At 70.5% G+C, this 9,816-nt stretch carries 7 protein-coding genes; 3 read left to right on the top strand and 4 right to left on the bottom strand.

The window, feature by feature from the left end; genetic code table 11:
* Positions 1-5: 5 nt before the first annotated feature.
* The 3 genes from ABTZ99_RS21060 to ABTZ99_RS21050 all read right to left on the bottom strand — a co-directional run bounded on the left by ABTZ99_RS21060 (position 6) and on the right by ABTZ99_RS21050 (position 6,748).
* Complete coding sequence (locus ABTZ99_RS21060; protein ID WP_499613174.1) at positions 6-5,351, bottom strand: NACHT domain-containing protein; 5,346 nt, start codon at positions 5,349-5,351, stop codon at positions 6-8.
* A 178-nt stretch (positions 5,352-5,529) separates the two neighbouring features.
* Entirely contained in the window at positions 5,530-5,946 is a 417-nt protein-coding gene (locus ABTZ99_RS21055; RefSeq protein WP_499613171.1) for a DUF6191 domain-containing protein, read from the bottom strand.
* Positions 5,947-6,175: 229 nt separating this feature from the next.
* Positions 6,176-6,748: a snapalysin family zinc-dependent metalloprotease gene (locus ABTZ99_RS21050; RefSeq protein WP_498773312.1), complete on the bottom strand. Its 573-nt coding sequence runs from the start codon at positions 6,746-6,748 to the stop codon at positions 6,176-6,178.
* Between the two features lie 150 nt (positions 6,749-6,898).
* Between ABTZ99_RS21050 and ABTZ99_RS21045 the strand changes: the two genes are divergently transcribed.
* The 3 genes from ABTZ99_RS21045 to ABTZ99_RS21035 are packed head-to-tail and all read left to right on the top strand — an operon-like array spanning position 6,899 to position 9,183.
* Positions 6,899-7,378: a GNAT family N-acetyltransferase gene (locus ABTZ99_RS21045; RefSeq protein ID WP_499613168.1), complete on the top strand. Its 480-nt coding sequence runs from the start codon at positions 6,899-6,901 to the stop codon at positions 7,376-7,378.
* 51 nt (positions 7,379-7,429) lie between these two features.
* Positions 7,430-8,011 (top strand): PadR family transcriptional regulator, encoded by a 582-nt coding sequence (locus ABTZ99_RS21040; RefSeq protein ID WP_498773316.1) that lies wholly within the window; start codon positions 7,430-7,432, stop codon positions 8,009-8,011.
* Complete coding sequence (locus tag ABTZ99_RS21035) at positions 8,008-9,183, top strand: FAD-dependent oxidoreductase (protein WP_499613164.1); 1,176 nt, start codon at positions 8,008-8,010, stop codon at positions 9,181-9,183. The genes ABTZ99_RS21040 and ABTZ99_RS21035 overlap by 4 nt, the downstream gene beginning before the upstream one ends.
* A 24-nt stretch (positions 9,184-9,207) precedes the next feature.
* Here ABTZ99_RS21035 and ABTZ99_RS21030 read toward each other — a convergent pair whose 3' ends face one another.
* On the bottom strand, positions 9,208-9,816 hold the full coding sequence (locus tag ABTZ99_RS21030) for a hypothetical protein (RefSeq protein ID WP_499613161.1): 609 nt from the start codon (positions 9,814-9,816) through the stop codon (positions 9,208-9,210).

Genomic DNA, 9,816 nt, shown 5'->3' with positions numbered 1-9,816 from the left:
CCTTCTTACTGTTCCAACAGGCTTCGCAGCAGTCGACGGGCGTCGTCGCGGAACACCTCGCTCCACTGGGCGAGGTTCCGCGCGGCGTGCACGCGGACGTGCTTAGGGATCCGGTCGTCGAACGCCACCTCACGTGCCGCGATGACGGCTGATTCCCGGTGCTCGCGGTGGTTGGCGACGAGTGCTTCGGCACTGCGCAGCCGGACCAGCGGCGGGAGGTCGCGATCCCGCGTCATCTCGCGCAACGGGTGCGTGGCTTGGAGTGGTGCGATGGCAGCGATGGCCTTCAACGCGTGCAACCTGTGCAGTGGGTTCTCCGCCGCGCACAGCTCACCGAGGATCTTCAGCGCTTCCGCCCGCCTGCTCCGCGCCGCCTTCTGCAACACTACGGCCGCTCGCACCCGACTGGCCGTCGGCAAGGTGGTGTCCACGGCCATCGAATGCGCGATCTCGGCCGCTTGGGCGCGGCCGGGCCCACCGAACCTGACCAGGTCCGACGCCGCCGCGCACCGCAACGCGGGTTGTTGCGCGACATCGGACGCTATCTCGCGAAGCAGTTCGGCTCCCCTGGCACGGTCATCCGGCCGGTAGTCGACCAACTTCTTCGCGGCGAGCCGTCGGACGATAAGGGACATGCGCTCGTCGTCGCGCACGGCTCGGACTTCGTCCAACCCGTCCACGTGGCGGAGCCTGAACAGCGCGTCGAGCCGTCGGCGCGAGGAGGCCCGCTCGTCCGAAGCGACCTGCCGCAGGAAGTCCAGCACTTCAGCAGGCGGGTTCCGCAGGAGATCGGTGATCAGCTCCACGGCCCGGAACCGGGTGTGCAGCCGCTCCACCTCGTTTTCGACCACCCCCAGGAGGTGGGCTACTGCTTCACGTCGGTGCGGCGTGCCGCAGTCGGCCAGGGCACGCCAGGCGCGGAACCGGATCCTGCTGTCCGAGAGCAATTCGGTCAGCGTGGCGACTGCTTCAGGCACGGACTGGCGCGAGGATCCTACGAGCGCAACCGCCGCCGTGACACGGTCTGCGGATGTCGACTCGACAGCGGTCATCACGTCCCGCGCGACCGCAGTCACCACTTCGGCCAACGGCGGGTCGACGTAACGCGGGAGGCGCACCGCGACGGGCGTAATGGCGTCGGTCACGATCTCCCGCAGGACGGCATTCCTGGCCCGCTCGGTGACGCGGTGGAGTGCCTGGCGCCGGGTGGGCGTGGATGCACTCGGGTGGTGCACGACGGCGAGGTTGAGCTTGTTGATTTCACCCTGTCGAAGCGCTTTGAGCCTGTCGAGTCCCTGGACCAGTTCGAGCTGCTCGGCCAAGGTCACCAGCGGGTGGACGAGCAACCGCCTGAGCGTCGCGACGCACTCGCGCCACCGGGACCGGTCGAGCCGGACCAGGTCGTGCGCGGCTCGACAGCGCTCCTCGACCACGACATCCTTGTCGTTCAGGACCGCTTCGAAGAAGCCGATGGCATCCGTCGCGGACGGTTCGAACCGCGCCAACGTCATGATGGCATCGCTGCGCTCGGCGACAGCGAGGTGGACATCGGCCGCCAGCCGCCGGAGTTCCCGGATCGACCCTTCATCGGGCCGACCGTGCAGATCGATCACCAGTTCCGCGGCTTGCTGCTTCGCATCACGGTCGGTGTCCCGGTTCAACCGCGCGAGGGCGAGTGCAGTGACATCGGCGCCCAATCGCGCGAGCTGGAGCAACTTCAACTTCCACGACAGAGCCGACGCGTGCAGGGTGACGTCGGCTACCAGGTCGAGCGCTTCCGCGATGTGGCGGGGATCAAGCGCGGCCAGGATGGTTGCGGCTTCGGTTCGCTCGTTCGGTTGCACCAGGTGGTCGAGCATGACCTCACGCACCGATGTCGCAGTCGACTCGTCGTGGTGGCCAAGTGCGATCAGCGCCTCGGCTCCCGCTATGACCACGTCGGCATCGGCGCTCGCACCGATCACGCCCTGGATGTGGTCCGCCAGCCGAGCCCGCGCCTGCAGAGCCATCCTTGGGAAGTTGTTTATCACCGATCTCGTCATGCTCGCGAAGTCGGTTCTCCACAGCTCGATGGCGGTGGACAACAAGGCCGGGTGGAATCTGCGATGGAGTCCCACGAGCTGGGAGCACGCCTGGTATCGGGTGATCCAGGGAAGTTTCGTATCGGCGAAGACGCGCAGCAGATGGTCCGCAGCCCGATCGTGGTCCTCGGCGTTTATCTCCAAACTTGCGAAGGCGAACCTCGTGTAGGCGTCTTCGTTCGTCCTGGAGATCAGGAGATCGAGCTGCGCTTCGTCGGCTGCCTCCGCGTATCGGGTGTCGAGTGAGGCGAGCACCCGCCAAGCCCTGGAAGCGTCGTAGTGGCGGAGGTCGCCGCTGAGGACGTCAAGCAGGTTCGCCACCACCTCAGCGTGGAATTCCGGCCCGAGGCGGCTCAACTCGTCGGCTGCGTAGCACCGCAACCCCGGTTCGACCTCCGGATCGACGAGTTCACGGCGTAACCGGTTGATGCCGTTGGTCCGGTGTGGTTCGCCGAACTCAGCCAGGCGACCAAGGGCACCTTCTCTTTCGAACCCGGTGATCAAGGGGTCGTCGGCGATGCGCAGCAGGTGTCGTGCCGCCTCGCTGTGGTAGTCCGGGCTGAAGTCGGCGAGCGTTCGAGCCGCCCAGTAGACCGCGTTCTCGTCGGCCTGGTGATCGTTGATCGTTTCGCGCAGGCGGATCGCCGCGTCGTGAGGGTCGCACGCGCCGAGGTCGATCAACGCCACCAGGACGCTGCGTCGTTCCGAGTGCGACCTGTGGAGTTCGGTCATCATGGCTCGCAGGCGATCCGCGGCGGTGGCGCGGTGCTTCGGCCCCAGTTCGGCGAGCACCTCTGCCGCGGCAACACGGTGGTAGCAGGGGAGCCGCTTGAGCTCTGCTCGTTCGATGAGAGCGGTCGCCGCCTGTTCCAGGTGATGTGCTCCCAGAGAAGCGAGGGCGGTGGCGGCGTCCCTGCGCCCGATCATCGACTCGACCGGATCGCGCAACACCGCCAGGAAGACCTCGGCGCACCTGCCGTGGAACTCGACGCCTATTTCCACCAGGCCGGTCGCGATCTCGACCAGGTCGCCGTTCGGCATGAGCGGGTCGTCGAGGAAGTCCAGCAGGGCCTTCGCGGCGTCGTCGCGTCCCTCGTGGCTGAGGCTCGCGAGGACGACGGCCGCGGTGCGGCAGTCGGACATCACGGCGTACGGGTCGGCCAGCACAGCGCGTAGGCCGCGTTCGGCCGCGTCACGTTCGGAGGGCCCGCACTGCGACAACGCCTCGGCGGCGGCGAGGCGATCGGTCACCGCGACAGTCGTGTCGTCGGCGACGGCGCAGAGCAGCGTGACCGCTTCCGGGGTGTGGGCGGTGCGCAGGCGGGTGGCCAGGGCGGTGGCCGCCTCGATCCGGGACTGCCAGGGTGCACGGTCGTCGCGCGCGAGGTCGAGCAGCCACGACACGAGTGCGGGGTGGTGGGCGGCACGGCTCGCGTGGCGCAGCACCTCCGCTCCCAGGTACTCCGTGGTCATGGCCCACGCCCGCGTCGTGGCCAGGAAGTCGTCGACGACCGCGGGACCGGCCGGGAGGTGCTGGGCGAGGAGCTTCGCCGCCAGGACGTGGTGGTTCACACCGCCTCCCCCGTGCAACCACCGCACCACGTGATCGGCCTGGTCCGGGTGCAGACGCGTGTAGTGCAGCAGCACGGCGCGCGAGTGCCGGCCCTGGTCACCCTGCAACGCGGTGTGCAGCAGGGCGTTGAAGTCGTCGTGGTCGGCGGCGAAGGAGGTAGGCAGCTCACGGGCTCTGGCGGTGGCCGCCAGGTGCTCGGCGAAGCTGTGGTGCAGGAAGCGCAGGTCGTCGCCGCGCTGGACGAGCGGGCCGACCCTGGTGAGGAAGGTGGTCAGCTCGTCGGTCCACCCGACCCGCACCGGCAGGCGTTCGGAGACCCAGGTGCGGGCGGCGGCCATCAGCGAGGTGTCGGTCTGGAGGCGGACGCGGCCCAGGTGCTCCAGCAGGTCGTCGCGCAGGTGGTCGAAGGGACCCGGAGCCGTCGGGTGGGCGGTGAGCAGGTAGTCCAAGTAAGCCTTGTAGAGCTCGTACTGGTTGTCCGGCAGCGGGCGGTCGCCGAACTGCTCGAAGATGATCGCGGCGATGGTCGCCAACAGGGGTACGCGGACCAGTTCGTCGAGGTGCGCGGCTTGGAGCTGCCGGACGAAGCGGTCGGCCTCGCCGGGGCTGTCGTCGAACCAGTTGTGCGCGAAGCGGCGCAGCGCCTCCTCGTCGAACGGTTGCAGCTCGTACCGGGCGGCGGACGCGCGCTGCAGCGGTGCGAGGATCGAGCCCTCGATCGGCCTGGTGGTCACCACGACGCGGTAGGGCGAACCCGGTGCGGCGCAAGCCTCCAGCACGTGCAGCAGCCGGCTCTGGTCGGCCGGGTCGGCGACCTCGTCCAAGCCGTCGATCAGCAAGAGCCACCGGCAGTCGGCTACCCGTTCGGAGACCTGTGCGGCGCTGACCTCGGACCACAGCAGCGAGCCGTAGTCGGCCCCGATGCTGTCCACGAGCGCCTTGGGGAACGGCAGGTCCAGGCGGGTGGCCAGTTCGCGAGCGGTGAGCCGCAGGGGCACCACCGGTTCGGCCAACGGCGGCGGGTCGTCGCTGCCGGACCACTGGGCGGCGATCTCACCCGCGAGCCGGAGCGACAGCGTCGACTTGCCCTGTCCCGGACCACCGGTGACGAGGACGTGCTCATCGTCGTCCAACGCCTGCTGCACCGTCCGCGCCGGCGGCCTGACGGTCAGCCGCGGCTTCGGCGCGGCCCGCTCGCGCAGCAGCCCGCGCTCGTCCAACTCCGGTTCCGTGCGGTGCTGCTCGTCGTGCGCGTCCTCGGTCCCTGCCCCCAGTTCCTGGCGGACGTACACCGTGTCCAACGACGGCGTGCGCGCGCCGGGCAGCCGGTACGGCAGCTTGCGGGCCTCGGCCTCCTGCGCCCGCAGCAGCGACCGCACCTCAGCGGGGAGGGCGGGTAACGACGACCAGTCGTCGGGAGCCTCCCGGCGGCTCGACCGCTCGGCCCTGCGCCGCTGCTCGCGCCCGTCCCACGCCGCCCGCCACAGCCGCACCGCCCGTTCCCGGTCCATGGCCAGCGCGGTGACCAGTGCGTCCAAGACCTGGCGGCTCGGCAGGTAGCGACCTCCGCACACCTCGGACACCTTGGAGCGGGACAGGCCCACCCGCTGCGCGACCCAGTCCTGGGTGACGCGGGCGGCGGCGCGGTGTCGCTCGACCTCGGCGGCGAAGGTTCGTTCCTGCGCAGACGGCTCCACTCGTCACCCCTCGGCGTGTCCCCGGTCGTGTCCCGGAAACGTCCCTCCGCTGTCGGGACGTCCTCCAGTCGACCCACGCTAGCGGCAACGGAGATCACCGGACGGGTGGAAAGGGGACGACATGACGAACGAGCTGTCGATCACCGCAATCATGTGGTTCGCCGTGTGCGTCCTGCTCTCAGGGCAGACGGTCGTGCTCGTCGTCCTGTGCCGCGTCCTGCGCCCTTCCACGATGCCGGTCACCGTCAACGTCGTCGCCGGGAGTGCCGACGACGTCGTGCAGGCGGGCAGCATCGGATCCGGGTAGCGGTGCCATCGAGTGGTGCGGGGACACCCTCGCCACGCCGTGGTCGAGGTCGACCGCGAGCGGTGGTGCGCCCTGGGCGTCTTCCTCGCGCATCACGGCCACGGAGTCGCGGTGGTCGAGTTCCATCCGCTTGGAGCCGTAGAACATCGCCGTGATCTCGTTGACGGTCGTCGTGGCCAGCGGTGTGCCGGCGCGCTTGCGGCGGCGTTGGCGCAGCAGTTCGTAGACCGCGATCCCGACCACCGACAACGTCCCGCCGGGGATGCTCCACGCCAACACCGTCTCCACCGCGTCCACACCACCCGAACGGGCGGGGGAGCGTCGCGGTTCCGGGTGCCTCGTGGGGGGGGGGGGAGCCCCCCCCCGACGGGGGCGGGGGCGTACACCAAGAAAAACCTGGGGGAGGCCGGGTAAACCCCCGCCCCCCCCGCGCCCACCCCCCCCGCCCGGGCGGGGGCGCGGCGGGGTGCGGGGGGCCCGGGGGGGTGGCCCCAACCCCCCCCACGAGGCGCGCGGGTCAGTACACGAAGCACTCCGTGCTGCTGCCCGTGTAACCCGCCGCACGCACGTCGGCCGGGGCGAACGAGCCGGCGAACCGGCGGTCGACCTCGGCGCGCTCGGCGGCGTTCGGCAGGTCGTTGCGGCACGACACCGGCGCGCTGGAGCCGGACATCAGGTCGGCGCACAGGCCGGTCCGCCGGTCCGGCAGGCCGAGGATGTGCCCGATCTCGTGCGTCGAGATCCGCGGCCGGTAGTAGCCCTGCTGGACGGCCTGGCGTCCCATGTAGACGGTGCCGTTGCCGAGCGACGACACGTAGGCCCGCGGCCAGCCGTTGTCCGCGAGGATGCGGATGTTGACGCCGGAGGTGGAGGTCCGGCGGGCCAGCCTGACGTTGGACACCGAGTTGTTCCAGTTCGTCGCGGCGAGATCCCAGTCCGCGGTGAACTCCTGGGCCTGGCTCACGTCGTAGTACAGGGTGCGCACCAGGGCCTGCGGCTCCGCCGACGCGGCGGGCGCCGCCACCGCGACCAGCGGCAGCAGCAGGCCCAGCACGCCGGCGAGGACGCCGACGGCCTTTCGTACGAGCATGGTGGTCTCCTTGGGGTACAGGGAAAGGGAGCCGTGTGACAGGGGAGGCTCCCGCCACCCAACGAACCAGTGCGTAGCCGGTTGTCACCAGCCCCATACGTAGGGTTGTTCGGCTGTGGTCGGGTGCGTCCGCCGTGTGAAGCTGCGGCCATGACAGCCGAGACCACCGTTTCCCAGTGGCGCGACCAGGCGCTCGCGCCCCTCCTGCTCGCCTACCACCTGCGGACCGAGGCCGAGAAGGGCGTCGCGGTGTCCGCCGTCGGGGACCTGCCGCCGCGCTACCGGGCCGAGGTGCTCGACCCGCGGGCCGCGTTCGCCGCCGACACCGTGTGGGTGGCCGAGACCGGCGGGAACGCGGTGGGCTGCGTGGTGGCGTCCCCTTCGACCGGCGGCTCGCTGGAGGCCAAGCGGCTGTGGGTGGACCCGGCCCGGCGGGGCAAGGGGGCGGCGAAGGCGCTGGTCGGCGCGGTGCTCGGACACGCCGCCGACATCGGTGCGGCCTCGGTGCGCTTGTCCGTGTGGCACTGGCGGCAGGGCGCCATCGGCCTCTACGAACGCCTCGGCTTCACCCGGGTCGGCTCGTGGGACGACCGGCCCGGCCTGGTGTGCATGGAACGCCGGCAGGAATAGTTGACTCTGACTAGTTGCTCATGAATAGTCAGAGTTGACTAGGAGGTGGCGGTGAAGTCCAAGCGGAAGGTCGGCAACCTGCTCGGGTTGGCGGTGCTCGGCTATCTCGTCCGCGAGCCCCTGCACCCCTACGAGCTGAGCCGGCTCATGCGGGCGCACGGTGACGATCGCAGCATCAAGTTCACCCACGGCTCGCTCTACATGGTGTTCGGGCAGCTCGCGAAGGCCGGGTTCATCGTGGAGCACGGGACGTCCCGCGAGGGGCAGCGGCCGGAGCGCACGGTCTACGCGTTGACCGACGCCGGCCGCGCCGAGCTGAAGGACTGGATGCGCGAGCTCGTCGCCGAACCGGTGCACGAGCACCCGCGGTTCGTCGCGGCCCTGTCCATGATCGCGGCCCTGCACCCGGACGAGGTCGTCGTCCTCCTGCGCGACCGGCTGGACGGGCTGCGCCGGCAGCTGGACGAGGCCGAGGCGATCCTGGCCGGCGCCGACGCGCACCCGCTCTTCCTGGTCGAGGAGGAGTACCGCATCGCGCTGCTGAACGCCGAGGTGGCGTTCGTCCGGCACTTCCTGGAGCGCATCGACGACTGGCGCCCGCTGTGGGCGGGCTTCCACGAGGAGGAACGATGAGAGCGACCGTCATCGGCGGCGGCATCGGCGGGCCCGTGGCCGCGCTGGCCCTGCGCAAGGCCGGGATCGAGGCGACCGTCCACGAGCGGTACGACCGGACGGCCGACGGCTCGGGCGGCGCGCTCAGCATCGCGCCCAACGGCTTGCAGGCCCTGGAGGTGGTGGGCCTGGCCGACGCGGTGCGCGAGATCGGCACGCCGATCACCGCGATGGAGTTGCAGAGCTGGACGGGCAAGACGCTCGGCCGGTTCGGCAGCGAGCCGCCGCAGCTGCTGGTGTGGCGCTACGACCTCTACCGCGTGCTGCGCGACGAGACGGTCCGGCGCGGGATCGCCATCGAGCACGGCCGGGACCTCGTCGACGCCGTCGACCGCGGCACGCACGTCACGGCGCGCTTCGCCGACGGCTCCGAGGTGGACGCCGACCTGCTGGTCGGCGCGGACGGCATCCGGTCGACCGTGCGGCGGGTCATCGACCCGGGCGCGCCGGGCCCGCGGCACACCGGTCTGCTCGGCTTCGGCGCGCGGTTGGCGCGGACCGGTGAGCCGTCCTCCGGCGGCGCGATGCGGCTCGTGTCGGGCAAGCGCGCGTTCTTCGGCTACCAGGTCGACGACGACGGCTCCGGCGGCTGGTTCGCCAACCTGCCCCGCCGGACACCGCTGACCACGGCCGAGGCCAGGGCCACGAGCCCGCGGCGGTGGCTGGCCGTGCTGGGCGAGGCCTTCGCCGCCGACCGCACGCCCGCCGCGCGGATGATCGCCGCCACCGACCCGGCCGACCTGGTCGTGACGGGCGCGTTGGAGGACGTGCCGAGCGTGCCGAAGTGGAGCCGCGGCAGGCTGGTCCTGGTCGGCGACGCCGCGCACGCCACGTCGCCGAGCTCGGGCCAGGGCGCCTCGCTGGCGTTCGAGAGCGCCGTGCAACTGGCCCGCTGCCTGCGCGACCTCCCGTACGACGAGGCGTTCCGGGCCTACGAGGCGCTGCGCCGCAGCCGGGTGGAGCGGATCATCGCCCAGGCCGCGCGGACCAACCGCGACAAGGCCGCCGGTCCCGTCGGCCGCCTGCTTCGGGACGCCCTGATGCCGCTGGCGTTCAAGTTCGTCGACCCGGCGAAGTTCACCTGGCAGTTCGACCACCGGATCGAGTGGGACGACACCCTCAGCCACGCCTAGTGCCTGAGGCGAGCCCTTCCGGTCTCAGTGCGTCTTGTCGTAGCGATCGGCCATCGCCTGGTAGGCGTTCACCGCCGTGACCTCGCGGAAGTGCTTCGCGGCCTTGTCCCAGTCCCACGTCAGCTTGTCCCCGTGGTACTTCATGTCCAGGCCGCTGAAGGTCAGCTCGAGCATGAAGTCGCGCTTGGTGTCCACGATGAAGGCGCTGAGAGTCGTGCCGGTGCCGGTGTCCCCCAGCAGGACGGTCGCCTTGTCCCACGGACCGTCCGCGGTGCGCTCGGCCGCGTTGCCGCCCGATTTCGCGTAGACGTCGCGCATGAGCTGCAACTTCAGGTCGTAGCGCCCGGTCGGCGTCTTGTACTTCTCTTCGTGGTAGAGGTGGCCCTCCATGTTGGCGTTGCCGAACCCGATGGAGATCCTCCCCTCGGCGTCGCTGCTCGCGTGCCTGGGGTCGTCGTAGAAGAGGGCACGCCCCTCGCAGAGCTTGACCCCGGCCGTGTTCGTGCCGTTCGTGCTGAGCAGGTCGTCGGCGAACTTCTGGTAGTCGAGGAACTCGGCGAGCTCGCGCACGTGGTCGGCGAACATCTCGCAGGCGTCCCAGCCCTCGATGGTGCCCGCCTTCACCTCTTCCAT

The organism is Actinosynnema sp. NPDC002837 (assembly GCF_040295345.1).
In the GTDB taxonomy this organism is placed as follows: Bacteria; Actinomycetota; Actinomycetes; order Mycobacteriales; family Pseudonocardiaceae; genus Actinosynnema.
The sequence above is the reverse complement of the archived record's forward strand: the minus strand, read 5'-3'. Positions and strand labels throughout refer to the sequence as shown.